Origin of the sequence: Flagellimonas flava, from assembly GCF_900129665.1 — a bacterium.
GTDB classification, from domain to species: domain Bacteria; phylum Bacteroidota; class Bacteroidia; order Flavobacteriales; family Flavobacteriaceae; genus Flagellimonas; species Flagellimonas flava.
This window is the reverse complement of record NZ_FQWL01000008.1, coordinates 56,269-75,242: the sequence shown is the minus strand read 5'-3', so window position 1 is coordinate 75,242 and position 18,974 is coordinate 56,269. Positions and strand designations below refer to the sequence as shown.

At 41.0% G+C, this 18,974-nt stretch carries 20 protein-coding genes and 1 tRNA gene; 17 read left to right on the top strand and 4 right to left on the bottom strand.

What is annotated here, in order from left to right; genetic code table 11:
• Window positions 1–19 precede the first annotated feature (19 nt).
• Together BUC10_RS16385 and BUC10_RS16380 are read right to left on the bottom strand one after the other, a co-directional pair.
• The gene (locus tag BUC10_RS16385) at window positions 20–1,588 is read right to left on the bottom strand and encodes a solute:sodium symporter family transporter (protein ID WP_073181664.1); all 1,569 of its coding nucleotides are present in this window, start codon (window positions 1,586–1,588) and stop codon (window positions 20–22) included.
• Between the two features lie 29 nt (window positions 1,589–1,617).
• Entirely contained in the window at window positions 1,618–2,496 is an 879-nt protein-coding gene (locus BUC10_RS16380) for an inositol oxygenase family protein (RefSeq protein ID WP_073181662.1), read from the bottom strand.
• A gap of 409 nt (window positions 2,497–2,905) precedes the next feature.
• Between BUC10_RS16380 and BUC10_RS16375 the strand changes: the two genes are divergently transcribed.
• Window positions 2,906–4,003: an aldose epimerase family protein gene (locus tag BUC10_RS16375; protein WP_116465787.1), complete on the top strand. Its 1,098-nt coding sequence runs from the start codon at window positions 2,906–2,908 to the stop codon at window positions 4,001–4,003.
• Window positions 4,004–4,030: 27 nt separating this feature from the next.
• On the opposite strand, the gene BUC10_RS16370 is transcribed toward BUC10_RS16375, so the two are convergent.
• Window positions 4,031–4,462 (bottom strand): RrF2 family transcriptional regulator, encoded by a 432-nt coding sequence (locus BUC10_RS16370; RefSeq protein ID WP_073181658.1) that lies wholly within the window; start codon window positions 4,460–4,462, stop codon window positions 4,031–4,033.
• A gap of 125 nt (window positions 4,463–4,587) precedes the next feature.
• On the opposite strand from BUC10_RS16370, the gene BUC10_RS16365 reads away from it, so the two are divergent.
• From BUC10_RS16365 to BUC10_RS16290, 16 genes are all read left to right on the top strand, one after another.
• Window positions 4,588–5,091, top strand: a complete 504-nt coding sequence (locus tag BUC10_RS16365; protein ID WP_073181656.1) for a c-type cytochrome — start codon at window positions 4,588–4,590, stop codon at window positions 5,089–5,091.
• Between the two features lie 9 nt (window positions 5,092–5,100).
• Window positions 5,101–5,679, top strand: coding sequence for a fasciclin domain-containing protein (locus tag BUC10_RS16360; protein ID WP_073181654.1), 579 nt, complete (start codon window positions 5,101–5,103; stop codon window positions 5,677–5,679).
• 33 nt (window positions 5,680–5,712) lie between these two features.
• Window positions 5,713–7,671, top strand: coding sequence for a Sec-dependent nitrous-oxide reductase (gene nosZ / locus BUC10_RS16355; protein WP_073181652.1), 1,959 nt, complete (start codon window positions 5,713–5,715; stop codon window positions 7,669–7,671).
• A 78-nt stretch (window positions 7,672–7,749) separates the two neighbouring features.
• Window positions 7,750–8,337, top strand: a complete 588-nt coding sequence (locus tag BUC10_RS16350; protein WP_073181650.1) for a hypothetical protein — start codon at window positions 7,750–7,752, stop codon at window positions 8,335–8,337.
• A gap of 10 nt (window positions 8,338–8,347) precedes the next feature.
• Window positions 8,348–8,794 (top strand): nitrous oxide reductase accessory protein NosL, encoded by a 447-nt coding sequence (locus BUC10_RS16345; RefSeq protein WP_073181648.1) that lies wholly within the window; start codon window positions 8,348–8,350, stop codon window positions 8,792–8,794.
• Between the two features lie 54 nt (window positions 8,795–8,848).
• On the top strand, window positions 8,849–9,097 hold the full coding sequence (locus BUC10_RS16340; protein ID WP_245812848.1) for a cupin domain-containing protein: 249 nt from the start codon (window positions 8,849–8,851) through the stop codon (window positions 9,095–9,097).
• Between the two features lie 4 nt (window positions 9,098–9,101).
• Window positions 9,102–10,328, top strand: a complete 1,227-nt coding sequence (locus BUC10_RS16335) for a nitrous oxide reductase family maturation protein NosD (protein ID WP_073181645.1) — start codon at window positions 9,102–9,104, stop codon at window positions 10,326–10,328.
• On the top strand, window positions 10,328–11,038 hold the full coding sequence (locus BUC10_RS16330; RefSeq protein WP_073181643.1) for an ABC transporter ATP-binding protein: 711 nt from the start codon (window positions 10,328–10,330) through the stop codon (window positions 11,036–11,038). Before BUC10_RS16335 ends, BUC10_RS16330 begins: the two co-directional genes overlap by 1 nt.
• On the top strand, window positions 11,031–11,813 hold the full coding sequence (locus tag BUC10_RS16325) for an ABC transporter permease (RefSeq protein WP_073181641.1): 783 nt from the start codon (window positions 11,031–11,033) through the stop codon (window positions 11,811–11,813). The genes BUC10_RS16330 and BUC10_RS16325 overlap by 8 nt, the downstream gene beginning before the upstream one ends.
• 112 nt (window positions 11,814–11,925) lie before the next feature.
• A complete protein-coding gene (locus tag BUC10_RS16320; RefSeq protein WP_073181640.1) occupies window positions 11,926–13,644 on the top strand; it encodes a GMC family oxidoreductase in 1,719 nt (572 codons plus the stop codon).
• Between the two features lie 2 nt (window positions 13,645–13,646).
• Window positions 13,647–14,360: a gluconate 2-dehydrogenase subunit 3 family protein gene (locus tag BUC10_RS16315; protein ID WP_073181638.1), complete on the top strand. Its 714-nt coding sequence runs from the start codon at window positions 13,647–13,649 to the stop codon at window positions 14,358–14,360.
• Window positions 14,361–14,487: 127 nt separating this feature from the next.
• Window positions 14,488–14,571, top strand: a tRNA-Leu gene (locus BUC10_RS16310).
• Window positions 14,572–14,740: 169 nt separating this feature from the next.
• Complete coding sequence (locus BUC10_RS16305; protein ID WP_073181636.1) at window positions 14,741–15,640, top strand: MerR family transcriptional regulator; 900 nt, start codon at window positions 14,741–14,743, stop codon at window positions 15,638–15,640.
• 16 nt (window positions 15,641–15,656) lie between these two features.
• Window positions 15,657–17,111, top strand: a complete 1,455-nt coding sequence (locus tag BUC10_RS16300; protein ID WP_073181634.1) for a phytoene desaturase family protein — start codon at window positions 15,657–15,659, stop codon at window positions 17,109–17,111.
• Between the two features lie 4 nt (window positions 17,112–17,115).
• Entirely contained in the window at window positions 17,116–17,955 is an 840-nt protein-coding gene (locus BUC10_RS16295; protein WP_073181632.1) for a phytoene/squalene synthase family protein, read from the top strand.
• A complete protein-coding gene (locus BUC10_RS16290; protein ID WP_073181630.1) occupies window positions 17,956–18,405 on the top strand; it encodes a sterol desaturase family protein in 450 nt (149 codons plus the stop codon).
• On the opposite strand, the gene BUC10_RS16285 is transcribed toward BUC10_RS16290, so the two are convergent.
• Window positions 18,406–18,972 carry a TlpA family protein disulfide reductase gene (locus BUC10_RS16285; RefSeq protein ID WP_073181725.1) on the bottom strand — a complete coding sequence of 189 codons (567 nt, stop codon included), beginning with the start codon at window positions 18,970–18,972 and terminating at the stop codon, window positions 18,406–18,408.
• Window positions 18,973–18,974: the final 2 nt, after the last annotated feature.

The following is an 18,974-nucleotide window of genomic DNA, read 5'->3' as shown; positions in this document are numbered from 1 at the left end:
TTCTTTTCCCGATTCCCTCTTATGACAATGCTATATAAATTAGAATAGTTAAGCCAGTTAGTATTGCGCCTGCCCATTTTACTTTAGACCATGGTTGATCTGGATACTTATATTTTTCGTGAACATAATCCGTTGTTGAAAATTGTTTGGACACCAGCCACATAATGATGAAATTCAAAACAAACTCAATTCCCCATAAATGCACGAAGTGTATATCCAAATCCAGGATAAAAGTGGCCAATATGTAAAATGAAAAGCCAAAGAAAAGCCCCGCTTTTGCACCTGTTGCGTTAATTTGCTTGACAAAAATTCCAGCTATTATTACGGAAGAAATGGGTATAAAAAAGATTCCGTTTAATTCTTGGAGTAAAAAATAGAGTCCGTCCGGGGCATAGGCCACAAAAGGGGCAATGGCGATAGCACCAACTGCGAGTACCACGGAAGTAAACTTTCCCCATCGTACCAGTTTTGCGTCGGATGCTTGGGTGTTGATTATTTTCTTGTAGATATCATAACAAAAAATGGTACTGGCCGAATTAAGCACACTGTTAAAAGTGCTCAATACCGCTCCCAAGACCACCGCTGCAAAAAATCCATAGAGATAGGCCGGCAGCACTTTTTTGACCAACAAGGGGTAGATTAAATCCGGGGTAGCGTAGTACTCATCCTGAAAATAATAGAAAGCGATCAAGCCAGGTAAAACAATAATCAATGGAACCAAAAGCTTTAGTATACCTGTGTAGATCAATCCCTTCTGGGCCTCCGCCAAATTCTTGGCTCCAAATGCCCTTTGTATAATGGCCTGGTTCATTCCCCAGAAATAGAGTTGGTTGATCATTAGACCTGTGAAAAGTGTGGAAAAGGGCAATACAGAGTCCGGGGAGCCGACTATATCAAACTTCTCTGGGGCAAAATCGTATATTGTGGTCAATCCTTCAATCATGTCCCCGTTTCCAATCTGATATAGTGCAATGGTCGGAATAAGCAAACCGCCGAGCATCAGTCCCAATCCATTTAGACTATCTGAATAAGCCACCGCCTTAAGCCCACCAAAAATAGCATACAAAGAACCGATCACACCTATGGTCAATACCGTATACAAAAGTGCCTCTGTTTTGCTTATTCCGAACATTTCGGTAAACTCAAAAACACTCTCAATGTTGATTGCCCCAGAATATAAAACTATTGGCAAGAGGGTTACCACAAAGGAAAGCATCAGCAGAAATGCAACAATAGATCTGGTAAGTCCGTCAAATCTTCTTTCAAGAAATTCTGGAATGGTGGTAAGCCCCATTTGGATAAAGCGGGGAAGAAAGAAAATAGCAGCTATGACCAGAGCAATTGCCGAAGTGACCTCCCAGGCAATAACGATAATTCCATTTTTATACGAGCTCCCATTCATCCCTATGAGATGCTCGGTTGAGATATTGGTCAAGATCATGGAACCAGCAATAATAGGACCGGTAAGGCTTTTTCCCGCTAAAAAGTAGCCCTTGGCAGTTTTAAAATTGTCCCTCCGCAATTTATAGGTGGTGTAGAGCACCACGAAAAGCGTAAATCCAAAGAACCCAAGATAGGTGGTCAACATTGCGAAAGAGTGGTTACAAGAATTTGTTGCTAAAAACGAAGTTTTTCCGGAAGATATTTAGCCACTAAATCTTCATAATAGGGTTTTAGTGCGTTGGCATCTGGAGGAACGGGAGCTTTGGAATATAAATCGTAAGGGTTGAATTTCCGAACCCACTCAAACATTTCCCGATCTTTTTCATTCAAAAGATAGTCATAGGCATTTTCCCTGTGTTGGGCATAAAATGAGTGGTATCTGATCATGTACAAGGCGGGTTCCGGTAAATAGTCCTTCATGATTTGATATAAATACTCATCATGTCCCCAACTCATTTTAACATGATCAAGACCGCAATTTTCTTTATAAACACCGTACTTATGCTTGTACTTTTCATTTTCGGCATCCGGATTTTCTTGAAAAAATTCGGGATAAACTATCTTATCGGAAAAGGCACATCCTACTGGAAATGTATCACCAACAACAGCCCATTGGGGCTCTCCAAAAAGACAAAGAACCTTTCCCATATCATGCAAAAATCCGGTAAGGACGAACCAGTCCGGGTGCCCATCTGCCCGAATTGCCTCTGAGGTTTGCAGTAGATGTTGCAATTGATCCAACTCTATGTCAGGGTCACTGTCATCAACCAAAGTGTTCAAAAAATCTACTGCATCCCACAGCGACATTTCCTTTTGGTTGAATTTCAAAAACTCATTTTCCTTTTCACAAACAAAGTCATAGGTTTGGTATTTATGGTTCAATCGGTAAAATTCCTTAACTGTTTCAACCCGTTCGGAGTCCTCATAGTTACGGAATTCTTCCTTTTTCTTTTCATTTGTAGATGGATCAGGATAACGCTCTAATATATTGTCTTCCCAATCATCCAAGGTATTCAAAGGATTGTTTTCATCCTTGCTTAATTGTCTTCCCATCGCTAATTATTTTGTCAGTAGCAACCGATATTTACAAATCGGTTTGCACGTTGGCCCAAACCTCTTTTAAGATAGCATTTTTTTTGTATCCGAATTATTGTGTGTACAAAATACACAAAAAAAGATATATTTAAAAATATACAAATTAATTCATTGATAATCAATAAATTATACTCTGAATTTTAAAACTGCCCATAAGCCAAATAGCGCATTACTTCATAAAAACATGATTCTTTTAGCTTTATCAATTGAAATGGATCTTGGTAGGCCCATGGATGTTTTTGATTACATTTAATCCCTAAGTCATTCAATCATGTCCATCCCAAGGCTAAAAAAAACCATTCTTTTAATCGGATTCCCAATACTTTTATCCTGTTGCAAGGAACGAAGACCAAAAGACAATATCCAAATGGAAATTAATAATCCCAAACTTGATAAAATTCATACACCCCAAGAAGAAAACTTTAAAACTGAAATAGAGGGTGATTCCGTAAAGCTATATACCTTAAGAAATGGCAAGGGAATTGAAGCCTACTTTACCAACTTTGGCCAGCGACTTGTCTCCCTATATGTACCAGATAAAAACGGAAAGCTGGAAGATATCGTTCTTGGCTTTAATTCGCTAGAAGAATATGGACAAGAGGGCGCAGCTTATTTTGGAGCCACCATCGGCCGGTACGGCAATCGGATTGCCAATGGTAGTTTTGTTTTGGACGGAAAAACATATCCTCTAGCCAAAAACAATGGCCCAAATCATTTACATGGGGGCTTAAAAGGATTCGACAATGTTGTATGGAAAGTGGATGAAGTTTCCCAAAAGAGTATCCAATTTTCTCGAATTTCTCCAGATGGGGAAGAAGGGTATCCGGGTAATCTTGCTGTTAAGGTAAGCTACAAGTTAACGGAGGATAACGAACTAAAAATTTCCTATGAGGCAACGACCGATAAAAAAACGGTGGTGAATCTCACCCACCACTCCTTTTTCAATTTAAAGGGCGAAGGCAATGGCACTATTGAAGATCATATCCTTACCATCAATGCTGACCTATACACCCCTATAGATGAAAATTTGATTCCTACGGGAGAATTGGCCAATGTGAAACAAACTCCATTGGATTTTACATCTCCTAAAACCATCGGACAGGACATCCACAACAATTCTTCCCAGTTAACAATGGCAGGAGGGTTTGACCATAACTATATCCTGGAAACCTCATCGAAAAATTCCGAAGGCCTCGTCATGGCTGCAAAAGTTGAAGAGCCCTCTTCCGGAAGAACCATGGAAGTGTATACCAACGAACCTGGAATCCAATTCTATAGCGGTAACTTTCTTGATGGCACGGTTAAAGGAAAAAGTGGCAGAAAATATCTTAAAAGAGGGGCATTTTGCCTAGAGACCCAGCACTACCCCAATTCACCAAACCAATCTGGTTTTCCTAGTACGGAACTTGATGTAGGGGACACCTATACATCGGTCTGTGTCTATAAGTTCGGAATTAAAAAATAGGCTTGGAGCATTTGAGCAGCATTAAATTTAAAGTGGTAGTACCGTTTTCCCGTCTCTTACATCAACAATGAGGTCGGCAATACTAGTGTTCTCCAAATTTTCAATAAAATAGGAATTGGCATTCCCAACCAAATGATGTAGAGCACATGGATTTTCACTATCGCATTCTTTTATGCTCAAAAGGCACGATCGCAGACGTTGCTCCCCATCAATGACATCAACAATCTTAATCAGGGGTAGTTCCTTATTTATAGCACTCAGATAAAAACCTCCCTTAGGTCCCCTTGCAGAAGAAATCACATTGTGCTTGGATAGCTCCTGCAAAAGTTTGGCCAAATACGATTGGGGCACATTAATTCTTCCATATACATCCTTAACCATCATTTTATGGTCTTCATCCGTATGCAATGCCAAAAAAAGCACCGCCTTCATAGCATATTTAGCTGAATTTGATAACATGATGGAAAGCTAGAAAAATACATGCAATAATAAAAAGATATTTTTATCCTAAATCTGATTTTTATCATATTCTAACTGGAATCCAGCCGCTACATTTGACCACAAAATCAAGCAATTGTAATCAAATGAGAACTATTTTAAAAGGCTGTTCACTTCTTTTCCTAGGACTACTGGTTTCCTGTGGGGGGAAACAAGAAAAAAAACAAGATGGATTTGAGGTCCAAAGACAAAAAGCAACTGAAAACACCACCAAAAAACCCGAGGCTGAAGGCATTAAAGCATCAGAAAGAATTGATCTTTCCAACAAAGGTGTTGGTCCGGTTACTTCCGTAGATATTCCAGAAACGATAGATCCAGCACTTGCTGATCAAGGGAAAGCGGTATATGACCAAATGTGCTTGGCCTGCCACAGGGTGGGTAAAAAATTTATTGGTCCTGCTCCCGATGGTATTTTGGAGAGAAGAACTCCTGAGTGGGTAATGAATATGATTCTGAATCCCGAGGGAATGGTAAAGGAAGATCCTTTGGCCAAAGACCTTCTCATCGAATTTAATGGCTCACCTATGGCCAATCAGGGCCTAACAGAGGAACAGGCCAGGGCGGTACTCGAATATTTTAGAACCTTATAAAACTTGAATATGAAACAAATAGCCAACACGCATCTTTTATTTGGTTTGTTGTTTGCACTCTGCCTATTCGCCGGATGCAAAAACGAAACCAAGACCCAAGCCCCTTCCGATCAGGGGGCGACAACACAGGAAAATGCCAAAAAACAGGGGCAAGCATTTCTTAAAGACGATGAAGCCACGCCCAACGTATTGGATATTGCCATTGGCTCGGAAGATCACTCCACTTTGGTAGCAGCTGTTCAGGCAGCGGAATTGGAAAATGCGTTGGTCAATGCTGGACCTCTCATGGTCTTTGCTCCCACCAACAGTGCATTTGAAGCCCTACCTGCCGGTACAGTGGAAAATCTATTAAAACCGGAAAACAAGGACGCCCTTGCAAATATTTTAAAGTACCATGTTACACCTGGCCGCTACACCAAGGACTTTTTGAAAAAATTCAAAAAACTCGGTCAAGCCAACAACCAAAATGTAACAGTAGAGGTGCAAGGAGACGATGTATTCGTTGGAGGAGCCAAGATCATAGCCAGTGTTCCGGCTGGTAATGGTATTGTTCACGTTGTGGACAAGGTAATTCTTCCTCCCAATTAATTAGAACTAGATAATTTTTTTAAATCAACAACAATGAAAAGACTCAATTATTTTATGATTGCCCTAATCACCGGCCTGTTTTTGGTGACCAGTTGTAACCAGCAGGGCAACAACTCCAACGGAGCTTTATCGTCCAGTGCGGCGGAAAAAGTGTACGTGGCACCCGGAGAGCACGATGATTATTATGCCTTTATCTCCGGTGGTTTTAGCGGACAGTTATCTGTTTACGGACTGCCATCCGGACGACTTTTCAAGGTTATTCCCGTTTTTTCACAGGATGCGGAAAAAGCTTGGGGATATAACGAGGAAACCAAACCTATGTTGAACACTTCGCATGGCTTTATTCCTTGGGACGATTCCCACCACCCTGATATTTCGCAGACCAATGGAGAAGTGGACGGACGCTACGTGTTTATCAATGGAAACAACACACCACGGATTGCCAAAATCGACCTTAGTGTATTTGAAACTACGGAAATCATTGAAATTCCAAATAGTGCTGGGAACCATAGTTCTGCATTTGTAACGGAAAACACGGAGTATGTAGTTGCAGGGACACGTTTTTCGGTCCCGGTACCACAACGCGATATGTCCATCAAGGAATACAAAGGAAACTTTAAAGGGGCCCTATCCTTTATCAGTGTGGACCCAGAAGACGGTGAAATGGACCTTTCCTTCCAAGTACTTATGCCAGGTTTCGATTATGATCTATCACACCCCGGACGTGGTGCCTCCCATGGTTGGTTTTTCTTTACCACTTATAACACGGAGGAAGCCAGTACCCTTATGGAAGTGAACGCTTCACAAAACGATAAGGATTTTATCGCAGCGGTAAACTGGAAAAAGGCTGAAGAATATATCGCGCAAGGTAAATTCAAGACCATCCCGGCCAATTACGCCCACAACGTGTATGATGAAGAGACCCATACTGCAACCTCAACGATGAAAAAAGAGGTTAGGGTATTGGACCCAGCTGAATGCCCCGGATTGGTCTATTTCTTGCCAACACCTAAATCACCCCATGGATGTGATGTTGACCCATCTGGGGAGTACATTGTTGGTAACGGAAAATTATCCGCGGATTTGACCGTGCATTCCTTCACCAAAATGATAGATGCCATTGAAAACCAAAAATTTGATGGGGAAGCTTACGGTATTCCAATCTTGAAATTTGAGGATGTATTGGCAGGTACGGTAAATCAACCTGGTCTTGGACCATTACATACCGAGTTTGATGGTAAAGGAAATGCATACACAACCTTCTTCATCTCATCTGAGGTGGTTAAATGGAAACTTGGCACTTGGGAAGTGGTCGATAGAAAACCAACCTATTATTCTGTAGGTCACTTGATGATTCCAGGTGGAAACTCAAGAAAACCCTTTGGAGAGTACGTATTGGCCATGAACAAGATAACCAAAGACCGTTATCTCCCAACAGGCCCGGAGGTTACACAATCGGCCCAGTTATATGATATTTCAGGCGAAAAAATGGAACTCTTGCTCGACTTCCCAACCGTGGGTGAGCCACACTATGCCGCAGGTATCGCAGCGGATTTGGTGAAACCAAGATCCAAGAAAATTTTTAATCTAACGGATAACAAACATGCCTATGCTACAACATCGGATGCGGATGTTAGGGTAGAACGTGACGGTAAGGAGGTCCATATCTATATGACCATGATTAGAAGCCACTTTAATCCTGATAATATTGAAGGAATCAAAGTTGGCGACAAGGTCTATTTCCACGTGACCAACTTGGAACAGGACTATGATGTGCCCCATGGTGTTAGTATAATCGGGGCAAACACCTCTGAACTTCTTATTATGCCCGGACAAACGGAGACCTTTGTTTGGGAACCTAAACAAGTAGGAGTATGGCCTTTCTATTGTACCGACTTCTGTTCGGCGTTACACCAAGAAATGCAAGGATATATAAGGGTTTCTCCTGCTGATTCCAATTTGGATTTGACCTGGTCTCTAGGAGAAGATTAGTTAGTTTTTAATATTGGTTTAGTTGAAAAAAGCGGAGGGATCTTCCTTCCGCTTTTTAACCACAAAAGACCCAAAAAAATGAAAAAAGAGAAAATTCTAATGTTTGCCGGAGCTTTGCTCCCGCTTCTACTCTTCGTATTTCCATTGTGGAAAATTACCCTAGAAGCCCCTCAATACCCAACTCCACTTGGAATGTATATCCACATTAATGACTTCTCGGATGCCAACCCCCACGATATCAAGAATATCAACTTGATGAACCACTATGTTGGGATGAAATATATTCCCGAGGCTATTCCTGAGTTTAAAATATTCCCAGCTGGCATTTTAATCACAACTCTAATAGGTCTTTTGATCGCTTTTAAGGCGAATTACAAATGGTATTTGTATTGGTTCATCCTGATGGTACTCTTAAGTGCAGCAGGTCTCTATGACTTTTACCTTTGGGAACACGATTATGGGCATGATCTTGATCCTAAAGCTATTATGAAATTTACTAACCCTGATGGCTCTGTAATGGGTTTCCAGCCACCACTCTTTGGAACCAAGGATATCCTAAATTTTACCGCCCACTCCTATCCTCAACTTGGTGCCTACAGCCTGGGTGCAGGAATGGGACTTGCTTTTTTAGGGTTCTTGGTGGGAAGAAAGAAAAACAAACAATAAATTCTCCAAGATGAAAAAGTACTTGCTTTGGATATTGGTTTTACCCTTGCTACTAATTGGGCTTTTTTCTAGCTGTAGTGCCAAACCCCAGGAAATTGAATACGGCACGGATGGTTGTCATTTTTGCAGAATGACCATCGTGGACAAACAACATGCAGCACAAATAGTAACAAAAAAAGGAAAGGCTTATAAGTTTGACGCTATTGAATGTATGGTCAATTATAGAAATGAAATGGACCCTGAATCGGTTGCACTTTACTTGAACAACCACTATACCCAACCGGGAGAATTGATTGATGCTACAGCGTCCGTATTTCTGATCAGTGAGGGGATTCCCAGTCCCATGGGTGCTTTTCTAACCGCTTTTGCTACCCAGGAAGAAGCAGCAATCGAACACAACAAACATGGTGGTACTCTTTACTCCTGGGAAGAACTTTTGGTAGAACTCAATCCTTAGACCTATATGATGTACACAATCAATAATCAAATCAAAAATGAAAATTTTAGCGGCTTGAAAATTCAGGTACTGCGCAAAACAGATGCTGTTGAAGTACTGTCCATAAGTTTGGAGAAAGGCACCATCTTTCCAGAGCATAGCTCTCCTCGCGAAGCCCAGTTATTGGTTTTGGAAGGAAACATTGACTTTCATATCAATAAAAGCACGTTTCAACTTTCGGAACAACAGCATTTCAACTTTCCAAAAGAAGAAAAGCATTGGGTTGAGGCCAACGAAAATTCAAAGTTTCTGATTATACGATAGTACAATGACCAAAATTCTCCCTTTTTTACTGGTCTTAATCGGTCTGCATGCCCACGGAAAAACCATAGAGGTCTGCAAGTCCTGTCCTGTCAACAGCCTTAAGGAAGGTGTAGCCACGGCAATGGATTACGACACCTTGCTTATCCAAAAGGGCACTTACAAAGAATACAACATTGTCGTGGATAAGCCACTGACCCTCCTTGGGAAAAACTATCCTATAATTGACGGTGAAGACCAAGGCGAGATTATCACCATTACCTCTGATGATGTTACTGTGGATGGGCTCTTCATTATAAATGTAGGAACTAGCTATACTTCGGATTACGCAGCAATAAGAGTGGTTAAGAGTGCAAATTTCCTCATCCAGAACGTGGTGCTGGAAAAACTATTTTTTGGCATCTATTTAGAGAAAGCAAAGGACGGAAAGGTTTATCACAACAAAATCATTGGTGATGCGGTTGAGGAGTTCAATTCAGGAAACGGCATTCAATTATGGTACTGTAACAATATTGAGGTTTCCCGGAATATAGTACAGCATGTTCGGGATGGCATCTATCTGGAATTCTCGGATAATGTGCTTATAGAAAACAACATCAGCACCAATAACGTCCGATATGGGCTGCATTTTATGTTTTCCAACAACGACATCTATCAGGGCAACACATTTGAAAACAACGGTGCCGGGGTTGCCGTCATGTTCTCCAAGCAGATTAAAATGTACCATAATACTTTCAAGAAAAATTGGGGAACGGCTTCCTTTGGCATGCTCCTTAAAGAAATCAATGATGCGGAAATAGCCAACAATATTTTCGAAGAAAACACGGTAGGTATCAGTATTGAGGGGTCAAATAGAATCGAATATCGTCAAAATGATTTTGTCAGCAACGGATGGGCCATCAAGGTTCGTGGAGCTTGTTATGGCAACTCCTTCTCGGAAAACAATTTTTTATACAATTCCTTCGATGTCTCGTACAACAGTAAATTGAACGACAATACCTTCGACGGGAATTTTTGGAGTGATTATACCGGGTATGATCTGGACAAAAACGGGATTGGCGATGTACCTTATAGGCCTGTGAAGCTATTCTCCTATATCGTCAACCGAACACCGGAAACCATTGTTCTGCTGAGAAGCCTTTTTATGGATATCATAGATTTCTCAGAAAAAGTTTCACCTGTTTTTACTCCGGATAATCTCATGGACAATGCCCCTAAAATGAAAAAAATATAATGATTAAAGTAGTAGATCTCCATAAAAAATTTGGAAAAAATCAAGTGCTCAACAACTTGAACCTGATTATTGAAGGTGGGGGAATCTTTGCAGTTTTAGGCCCCAATGGTTCGGGGAAAACCACCTTGATCAAAAGTATTTTGGGCATGGTCCGCATGGACAAGGGCAAAATAGAGGTATTGGATCAAGCGGTTAAAACCAATTGGAAATACCGCAAGGAGATCAATTATCTTCCCCAAATCGCAAATTTCCCCGGGAACCTTCGTGTGGGTGAACTTATCAGAATGATTGTAGACCTGAGACAAAAACCAGATAATTCTGAAGAACTAATAGATGCCTTTCAAATTAGACCATTTTTGGACAAAAAATTAGCCACGCTTTCCGGAGGAACCAAACAAAAAGTGAACATCGTGCTAGCCTTTATGTTCGATTCTCCCCTTCTGATTTTGGATGAGCCAACCACCGGATTAGATCCGGCCGCCCTGATTCAGCTAAAAAAATGTATCCAAACAGAAAAGGAAAAGGGAAAGACCATTCTGGTTACATCCCACATCCTGCAATTTGTTGAAGAGGTAGCGGAGGGAATCATTTACTTATTGGAAGGTAAAATCTACTTCAAGGGCAGTATTGAAGAGTTAAAAAAACAAACAGGCCAAACCAATTTTGAACATGCCATCGTGGCCATCGCAACGCAAAAAGACCATGCTTAAGATTCTAAAATATAGTTTTTACGATTTAATGCGAAGTAGGTGGAGCTATGTATATTTTGTGTTCTATCTGCTTCTTGGTTTTGTCCTTTTATTTCTCAACAATGATGTATCCAAGGCAGTCATCACACTAATGAACCTGATTATAGTTTTGGTTCCCTTGATCGCCACCATCTTTGGGGTAATGTATTATTACAACTCCAAGGAGTTTACCGAACTGCTCTTGGCCCAACCCATTAAAAGAACCTCCATCTTCTTGGGCCAATACTTGGGCGTTGCAGGCTCACTTTCCCTAAGTCTTATTTTAGGCTTGGGCATTCCGTTCTTTCTATACGGATTGCTAAGGAGCAATGCCATTTGGGATTTTTCCCTTCTTTTGGTTACCGGTACTTTCTTGACCTTAATTTTCGCCGCTCTAGCTTTTAATATTGCCTTGTCCAATGACAATAAAATCAAAGGTTTTGGCTATGCCGTGTTGCTTTGGTTGTTTTTGGCGGTCATCTATGATGGACTCTTTTTAATGTCGTTGATTGTTTTTGAAGAATATCCCCTGGACAATTTTTCATTGGTCGCTACAATGTTAAATCCCGTGGACCTGTCTAGAACCTTGATTTTACTGAAACTGGATATTTCTGCCTTATTGGGATACACCGGAGCAGTCTTCAAAAAATTCTTTGGCACCAATTTCGGTTTCATCCTGTCCGTATTCGTGTTGATACTATGGACAATCATTCCCATTTGGAGATTACTTCTGAAGTCTAGGCGAAAAGATTTTTAGGCATCTTATCTCTTAAATTGTTGTCAAATACTTGAATTTTACCGTCGATAAGCGAAAAAAACTAAAAAGCCGTCTGGAATTTTTATATTTTGCTTAGGTAATAATTCTATAGATGCAGATTAAAGAATCTTCCAAAATCTACGATGTTATTATCGTAGGTTCCGGTGCCGGAGGTGGAATGGCAACCAAAATCCTATCAGAAGCAGGCCTTAAAGTAGCAGTTGTTGAAGCTGGACCTTTTTTTGACCCCGCAGACCCAGAACAAATGACCCAGTTAAAGTGGCCCTATGAATCTCCTCGTAGGGGAGCCAGTACGGTCCGTCCTTTTGGTGATTTTGATTCTGCCTATGGTGGTTGGGAAATAGAGGGCGAGCCATACACCAATGGGGAAGACACTGATTTTAAATGGTTCCGTTCCAGGATGCTGGGTGGCAGAACCAATCACTGGGGGCGTATTTCATTGCGATTTGGGCCAAAAGATTTTAAGCGAAAAGACCAAGACGGTCTTGGGGATAACTGGCCCATTGGCTATGAAGATGTTAAGCCCTATTACGATAAAGTGGACAAGCTAATCGGTGTTTTTGGCACCAATGAAGGATTGCCCAATGACCCTGATGGCTTTTTCCTCCCTCCCCCGAAACCAAGACTGCATGAGTTGTTTTACATCAAAGGGGCACGTAAATCCAATATTCCGGTGTACCCATCCAGAATGTCTATGCTCACAAAAAAAATAAACAACGAGCGGGGAGTGTGCTTCTATTGCGGGCAATGTTCAAGGGCTTGTCAGGTTTATGCTGACTTCTCCTCAGGAACCTGCTTGATTTTCCCAGCTCAAAAAAGTGGTGGACAGATAGATTTGTTTGTCAATTGCATGGTACGAGAGGTTACCACAGATGATGAAGGCAGGGCAACCGGAGTATCCTATATCAATAAAGAAGATCGCAAGGAATACAAACTGAAAGGAAAAATTGTGGTGCTGGCCGCTTCCGCCTGCAGTTCTGCAAGGATCCTGCTGAATTCCAAAAGTTCTCAGCATCCCAACGGTTTGGGGAATAGTAGTGATATTGTGGGCAAGTATCTCCATGATTCCACCGGAAGCAGTCGCGTGTCCTTTATTCCAGATTTGATGAATCGTAAAACTTACAATGAAGATGGTGTTGGAGGAATGCATGTTTACACCCCTTGGTGGTTGGAAAACGAAAAACTTGATTTCCCGAGAGGTTACCATATTGAAATGTGGGGTGGATTGGGTATGCCCGGCTATGGCTTTGGATTCAATGTAAATGATTTCAATAAATTCTTTGGCCTAACTGTTGGTGGTTACGGGAACGATTTAAGAAAAGACGTTAAAAAATATTATGGTTCCACGATAGGTATCTCAGGAAGAGGGGAATCTGTTGCACAAAAGAGCAACTATTGTGAAATAGACCCAACAAAGGTTGATGAATATGGCATTCCTGTGCTAAAGTTCCACTACAAATGGACAGATCATGAAATAAAACAGGTGAAGCACATGCATGACACCTTTGAGGAAATCATCCATAATATGGGTGGCGAGTCTTTAGGCAAAAAACCCGGGGAGGATGAAAACTACGGAATTTTGGCCCCTGGAGAGATCATTCATGAAGTGGGAACCACACGGATGGGGAATGATAAAAAGACCTCCGTCGTAAATAGTTATCAGCAAATGCACGATGTAAAAAATGTCTTCATTGTTGATGCCGGACCTTTTGTATCCCAAGCGGACAAGAACCCAACTTGGACCATTTTGGCCCTTTCATGGAGAACATCGGATTTTATCATTGAACAACTCAAACAACAAAACATTTAGCCATGGATAGAAGAAAGAGTTTAAAATCGATTCTATTGGGTGGCGTTGCAGGTGGACTTGCAGTCCATGGCTGCAGTCCAAAATCAGAAGCCATAGCTGAAGAAAGTACGGTGCTTAAAAGTTATACCTATGGTAGAACGCCAAAAGAGGTGCAGCGTGACCAAGAACTCATGGAAGAAGTTTTCTTCAACGATCATGAAATGGAAACAATTGCTGTATTGTGCAACCTGATATTACCCTCGGATGACGGACTAAAAGGCGCCCTTGATGCGGAAGTTCCCGATTTCATAGAGTTTATGTCCAAAGATATCCCTGAATTGCAAATCCCATTAAGGGGTGGTCTAATGTGGTTGGACCATAAGTGCAATACAGAGTTCAATTTGGAGTTCAAAGTTGCCTCTGAGGCACAACAAAAAAACATACTGGATACCATAGCCTATCCAGACCCGTCCGTTCCCCAAGACCAACATCCGTTGGAAATACAATTCTTTACACTAATGCGTAACCTTACGTTGTCTGGGTATTACAGTACAAAAATTGGGATTGAGGAATTGGGATACAAGGGGAATATGCCCAATGTCTGGGATGGAGTCCCGGAAGATGTATTGGCCCAACATGGAGTTGCATATGATGAGGAATGGTTGGCAAAGTGTGTGGATCAGAGTAAACGCGCGGTAATAGCCGAATGGGATGAACAGGGCAACCTTATAACTTAAGTCCAGCCTCTTTTCATCCTCCAATTAAATACACTGATTAGCTTGCGCAACAAGCCATTTTTTACCGATATTTGCCCTCACGTTTTTAGAATCATGGGGTTTCCTGGTTTTCAAATACACTTTTAAAGCCCACGTGGTGGAATTGGTAGACACGCTACCTTGAGGGGGTAGTGTTCGAAAGGACGTGCTGGTTCGACTCCAGTCGTGGGCACTAAACCGCATTTTTGCGGTTTTTTTTGTTTATGGCCCTTTTCGCTATAAAATCCCCTGTTTTTCTTCAAAATCCATGTTTTTTCCTTAAAGTCCTCCCAAATTTTATGACCATATACTAGGATGGCATCATTAAAATTGTAAATTTGTTTAACAATTACTTGGAAAAGATGAACAATGTAAAAAAATCTTTCAGTATTCGGGATATGGAGAACCTCTCCGGAATTAAAGCTCATACCATCCGAATCTGGGAAAAAAGATATAATCTGTTTACTCCCGAAAGAACAAGTACCAACATTAGAACCTACAGTTTGGCGAGCTTGCAAAAGTTGCTGAACGTTACCCTGCTATACAACAACGGATATAAAATTTCTAAAATCGCCAAATTAGAAGAACCAAGAATTCCTGTTTTGGTGCGTGAGATTGTATCCAATAGCAGTGAAAAGCACCATGCCATAAATGCTTTTAAACTGGCCATGGTCAATTTTGACCAAGTGCTTTTTCAAAACACTTATAATAGTTTACTTTCCGAACGATCGTTTCGGGATATTTTCAACGAGGTTCTGATACCATTATTAAATGAATTGGGCCTATTGTGGCAAACAGATACTATCAGTCCCGCCCATGAGCACTTTGTTTCGCATCTGATCAAGCAGAAAATCTATATCAACACGGAAAAGCTCCAATCCCTGGAGCCGACAAAAAAGGACAAGGTGTTCGCCTTGTTCCTCCCCGAAAATGAAATTCATGAGATTGGATTGCTCTATCTTAACTATGAGATTGCCCTACAGGGCTACAAAACCATTTATCTTGGACAAACCATGCCCATAGAGAGTTTGATAGATTTATTGAAGTATTATAACGACATCCATTTCGTTTCCTATTTCACCGTCTCCCCTACAAAAGACGAATTAGCGGCTTATTTTCAAAAATTCTCTGATACATTAAATACTTCCGGGACTTCTAAACTTTATGCACTGGGGCATCAAATACAGCATATAACCCAAGAAGAGCTTCCGGCGGACATTATGACCTTCTCCTCCATTGAACAGTTAATCAACAACTTGTAGTTCCCCCAACATAAACATGAAAAAAGCTATCGTCATTGGTTCTGGTTTTTCGTCCCTTTCTGCGGCCTGCTACCTTGCAAAAGCGGGTATGGAAGTAGAAATTTTTGAAAAGAACGATACCGTTGGTGGTAGGGCTAGACAACTTGTTCGTGATGGGTTTACTTTTGATATTGGGCCAAGCTGGTACTGGATGCCCGACATTTTTGAAAAGTTCTTTGCCGACTTCGGAAAAAGCACATCGGACTACTACCATTTGGATAAGTTAAATCCAGCCTATAAAATCTTCTTTAAAGACGACACCATAACAATTGGAGATTGTATGGAGCAAATCTGTCAGGAATTCGAGCGGATTGAGGAAGGTAGTAGTATTCACCTAAAAAAATTCATTGATCAGGCGCAAGAAAACTACGATATAGCCATAAACAAAGTGGTGCTAAAACCTGGTCTCTCCCCTTTTGAACTGGTTACCAAGGATACCATTTTTAGGGTAGACCAATTTTTTAAGACTATCAGTCAGGAAGTTCGCAAGCGATTTAAAAATCCCAAATTGATTTCAACACTGGAGTTTCCAGTTTTGTTTTTGGGTGCTAAACCGAGCAAGACACCTTCGTTTTATAGCTTTATGAACTTTGCCGATTTTGGATTGGGCACCTGGCATCCCAAGGGAGGCATGTATGAAATCATCAAAGCAATGGCCAATTTGGCTGAGGAGTTAGGTGTAAAAATACATACAAACAGCCCAGTGAACAACATTTTGGTCTTGGATGGGGTCATCTGCGGCATATCCAGCAAGGGAAAAAAGATAACCTCCGATTTTGTCATCAGCGGAGCGGATTACCATCATTCAGAAACCCTTCTTGACCCAAAATACCGGCAATATTCAGAGGCTTATTGGAACAATAGAACCTACGCCCCATCATCACTTCTTTTTTATATTGGATTCAATAAAAAACTAAAAAACGTAAACCATCACAATCTGTTTTTTGATACAGATTTTGAAAAACATGCCGCCGAAATTTACGATAAGCCGCAATGGCCTTCAGAACCACTTTTTTATGCAAACTTCCCATCTATAACCGATGAGACCATGGCTCCGAGCGGGTGTGAAACCGGATTTTTTTTGGTACCCATTGCTCCGGGATTGGAAGACACTCCAGAAGTGAGAGCGCAATATTTTGATATTGTGATGGATAGATTCGCCGCCCGCACGGGAGAAGCTATTAAAAATTCCATTATATTTAAAGAGAGCTTCTGTGTGAACGACTTTATTGAGCAATACAATTCTTATAAAGGAAATGCGTATGGAATGGCAAATACGCTCAGACAAACTGCCTTTCTAAGACCTAACCTCAAAAGTAGCAAGGTTAAAAATTTATTTTTTACGGGTCAGCTCACAGTACCTGGGCCAGGGGTTCCTCCCTCGCTAATTTCGGGCAAGTTGGTTTCTGACCTACTAATTAAAAAACTTTGAGAACATGAAAACTATTTTTGATGATGTATCCCGAAGCTGTAGTAAAATTGTAACGGAATCCTATAGCACTTCTTTTTCATTGGCCACAAAAATGCTGTCTACCTCTATAAGACAGGATATCTATAACATTTATGGTTTTGTGCGTTTTGCGGACGAAATCGTGGACACTTTTCACGATTACAACAAGGAAGAGCTTTTCAATAACTTTGAACTCGCCCTGGAAAAAGCACTCTCAAACAAAATAAGTTTGAATCCCATTCTAAATTCGTTTCAGTATACCTATCATAAATATGATATCCCGCATCATTTGGTGGAGGCTTTTATGAAGAGCATGCGGATGGATCTTACGAAAAAAGAATACCTCAGTTTTAACGAATACAAGGAGTACATCTATGGTTCTGCCGATGTAGTTGGACTGATGTGTCTTTGTGTTTTTGTAGATGGGGATAAAAACAAATATGAGGAGTTGAAAGAATCTGCCATGGCTTTGGGCTCGGCCTTTCAAAAGGTAAATTTCCTCAGGGATCTTAAGGCGGATTTTGAAGATTTAGAGCGTACTTACTTCCCCAATACCAATCTAATGGAGTTGGATGAAGCCTCCAAAAAAAGAATTGTGGATGAGATAAAAGCTGATTTTGCCCTTGGGTACTCAGGAATCGTAAAACTGCCGGAGCAAGCCAAGTTTGGTGTATACACTGCTTACAAGTATTATAAAAAACTGTTGCAAAAGTTACAAAGCACACCTCCTTTGGAAATAAAAAATACCCGAATAAGGGTTCCCGACTACCAAAAATTAGGACTTTTGGCCCAATCTTACGTAAACTATAAACTACAGCTGTTTTAAATGAAAGTTGCACTTTGGATTCTCATTTTTTTAGGCACTTTTTCCACCATGGAATTTATGGCCTGGTTTACGCACAAATATGTGATGCACGGTTTTTTGTGGAGCTTGCACAGAGATCATCACAAAAAAGACCACGATTCCTGGTTTGAGCGTAACGATGCCTTTTTTATTTTTTATGCCGTGGTCAGCATGATATGCTTCTATTTAGGAGCAGAAACCACTTTCTGGTATGGATGGCCCCTTGGTCTTGGGATTTTGGCTTACGGAATCGCATACTTTTTGGTACACGATATTTTTATCCACCAGCGGTTTAAAATGTTTAGAAATGCCAATAATTGGTATGCTCGGGGAGTTAGGCGGGCTCACAAAATCCATCATAAACATTTGGGAAAACAGGATGGTGAATGCTTTGGAATGCTAGTGGTTCCTTTCAAATATTTTAAGAAATAGTTATTGATCTTCCGCAAGTAACTGATCCAATAAATCCCTGGTACTTTGGGCATCCCATTTGGCTGCCCCGATTTCCTTTACAACAACTTTCCCCTTTTTATCCAAGATATAGGTAGCTGGTATACTGCTCGACACCAACACATCCGGAGTCTTTGTGTTTTCAAAATATACTGGAAAAGAGTATCCTTTTTTATCCAAAAACTTCGAAACCTTGATTTTTTCATCGCTGGCCACAAAGGCAAAGATAACCCTATCCTTATAATCCGAGTGAAGCCTTGCCAAACTGGGCATTTCTGCAACACATGGTGGACACCAGGTTGCCCAAAAGTTTACCAAAACAACTTCATTTTCGAAGGATTTGAAGTTGACCGGATTTCCTTTCATATCCTGAAGCTGCCAATTATAGCTTTCCAACATCTCCCGGTCTTCAACCGCTATCACATCTGCCGTTCCCGAAAATAACTTGCCTACAAATACCTTCAAATGGAAACCTATAGGTGTAAATAGGATGAGCAAAATCACCACAATCCAGACCACATTCCCAATCTGCTCTTTGCTAAGTTTCATTC

Excerpts from the sequence above, each read along its gene's own strand:
- BUC10_RS16385 (WP_073181664.1), bottom strand. The coding sequence starts at position 1,588 with ATGTTGACCACCTATCTTGGGTTCTTTGGATTTACGCTTTTCGTGGTG.
- BUC10_RS16380 (WP_073181662.1), bottom strand. The coding sequence starts at position 2,496 with ATGGGAAGACAATTAAGCAAGGATGAAAACAATCCTTTGAATACCTTG.
- BUC10_RS16375 (WP_116465787.1), top strand. The coding sequence starts at position 2,906 with ATGGAAATTAATAATCCCAAACTTGATAAAATTCATACACCCCAAGAA.
- BUC10_RS16370 (WP_073181658.1), bottom strand. The coding sequence starts at position 4,462 with ATGTTATCAAATTCAGCTAAATATGCTATGAAGGCGGTGCTTTTTTTG.
- BUC10_RS16365 (WP_073181656.1), top strand. The coding sequence starts at position 4,588 with ATGAGAACTATTTTAAAAGGCTGTTCACTTCTTTTCCTAGGACTACTG.
- BUC10_RS16360 (WP_073181654.1), top strand. The coding sequence starts at position 5,101 with ATGAAACAAATAGCCAACACGCATCTTTTATTTGGTTTGTTGTTTGCA.
- nosZ (WP_073181652.1), top strand. The coding sequence starts at position 5,713 with ATGAAAAGACTCAATTATTTTATGATTGCCCTAATCACCGGCCTGTTT.
- BUC10_RS16350 (WP_073181650.1), top strand. The coding sequence starts at position 7,750 with ATGAAAAAAGAGAAAATTCTAATGTTTGCCGGAGCTTTGCTCCCGCTT.
- BUC10_RS16345 (WP_073181648.1), top strand. The coding sequence starts at position 8,348 with ATGAAAAAGTACTTGCTTTGGATATTGGTTTTACCCTTGCTACTAATT.
- BUC10_RS16335 (WP_073181645.1), top strand. The coding sequence starts at position 9,102 with ATGACCAAAATTCTCCCTTTTTTACTGGTCTTAATCGGTCTGCATGCC.
- BUC10_RS16330 (WP_073181643.1), top strand. The coding sequence starts at position 10,328 with ATGATTAAAGTAGTAGATCTCCATAAAAAATTTGGAAAAAATCAAGTG.
- BUC10_RS16325 (WP_073181641.1), top strand. The coding sequence starts at position 11,031 with ATGCTTAAGATTCTAAAATATAGTTTTTACGATTTAATGCGAAGTAGG.
- BUC10_RS16320 (WP_073181640.1), top strand. The coding sequence starts at position 11,926 with ATGCAGATTAAAGAATCTTCCAAAATCTACGATGTTATTATCGTAGGT.
- BUC10_RS16315 (WP_073181638.1), top strand. The coding sequence starts at position 13,647 with ATGGATAGAAGAAAGAGTTTAAAATCGATTCTATTGGGTGGCGTTGCA.
- BUC10_RS16305 (WP_073181636.1), top strand. The coding sequence starts at position 14,741 with ATGAACAATGTAAAAAAATCTTTCAGTATTCGGGATATGGAGAACCTC.
- BUC10_RS16300 (WP_073181634.1), top strand. The coding sequence starts at position 15,657 with ATGAAAAAAGCTATCGTCATTGGTTCTGGTTTTTCGTCCCTTTCTGCG.
- BUC10_RS16295 (WP_073181632.1), top strand. The coding sequence starts at position 17,116 with ATGAAAACTATTTTTGATGATGTATCCCGAAGCTGTAGTAAAATTGTA.
- BUC10_RS16290 (WP_073181630.1), top strand. The coding sequence starts at position 17,956 with ATGAAAGTTGCACTTTGGATTCTCATTTTTTTAGGCACTTTTTCCACC.
- BUC10_RS16285 (WP_073181725.1), bottom strand. The coding sequence starts at position 18,972 with ATGAAACTTAGCAAAGAGCAGATTGGGAATGTGGTCTGGATTGTGGTG.